The sequence below is a fragment of the Mesorhizobium sp. M4A.F.Ca.ET.022.05.2.1 genome, from assembly GCF_003998845.1.
Lineage (GTDB): Bacteria > Pseudomonadota > Alphaproteobacteria > Rhizobiales > Rhizobiaceae > Mesorhizobium.
In genome coordinates this window covers 1-1029 of sequence record NZ_RZOJ01000755.1, presented here as the reverse complement: position 1 = coordinate 1029, position 1029 = coordinate 1, and the positions used below count along the sequence as shown (strand labels likewise).

The following is a 1029-nucleotide window of genomic DNA, read 5'->3' as shown; positions in this document are numbered from 1 at the left end:
GCCATAGAAGTCCTGCAAGCCCGCCGGCAGGCCCGCGGCCTTGGCTTTGGCCGCCGCGATGATCTTTCGGCTGCCAGGCGAGCGCGAACGCAACGCTTCGACGAGCTTGCCGTGCAGAAGCCGCAATTCCGCAAAATCCGGCGACGAGGCAACACTTTCATCGCCGACGACGGCATTGATTCTCGTCCTCGCCCTTTTTCCCTTGAGCTCCAGCGATCCCGCGTCGAGGAAAGCCCAGCCTGGCAGCGATCTTACGGTGTCGTCGGACGCGAGGATGTCGAAGCTCACCGTCTTGCACACCGTCTCGATGCGCGCTGCGGTGTTCACTGCGTCGCCCACCGCCGAATAGTTGAATCGCGACTCAGCACCCATGTTTCCGACGCAGGCGACGCCGGTATGGATTCCGATGCCGATGCGAACCGTCTGCTCGGCTCCGAATCCGAATGCGTCGCTTTCGTTGAGGCGAGCAATCGTCTCGCGCATGGCCAATGCCGCGCGAACGGCTTTGGCGGGATGATCGGCGACATCGATCGGGGCATTCCAAAAGGCCATGATCGAATCGCCGATGAACTTGTCGAGTGTGCCTTCATTGGCGGTGACATGACGGCTGAGCGCGTCGAGAAGCGTGTTCAGAAACCGCACAACGGCGGTGGGCGGCAGTCTTTCGCTGATCTCGGTGAAGTTGCGTACATCGACAAACATCACGGTCAGCTCGCGGTCGTCGCCGCCAAGACGAAGCGCGTCGCGGGTGTGCTCGATACGGTAGAGCAGCGATGGCGACAAATATTGACCGAAGGCCCGCCGGATCGCGCGCCGCTCCCGGTCAGTTACCAGGAAGCGGAAAGAGGTGGTCGCGAAATGCGTGATCGAGCCCATGACGATTGGCGCAAACGGGTCGAACAGCAGTCCCGCAAGCGAAAAGGTAAGCCATGATGCGACGAGCGCCATGCCGGTGATCGCCAGGCCGCAGGCGAGAGCAATCGCGGGGCTTACGAAAATCGTGAGAAGCACCAGAAGGCTGCCCAGCAT

1 protein-coding gene is annotated in these 1029 nt (G+C 61.6%); it reads right to left on the bottom strand.

Annotated features, from left to right (window positions below; translation table 11 throughout):
* Positions 1-1029, bottom strand: a 1029-nt coding sequence (locus tag EN745_RS35145; protein WP_145992345.1) for an adenylate/guanylate cyclase domain-containing protein, incomplete at both ends; no start/stop codon positions are given.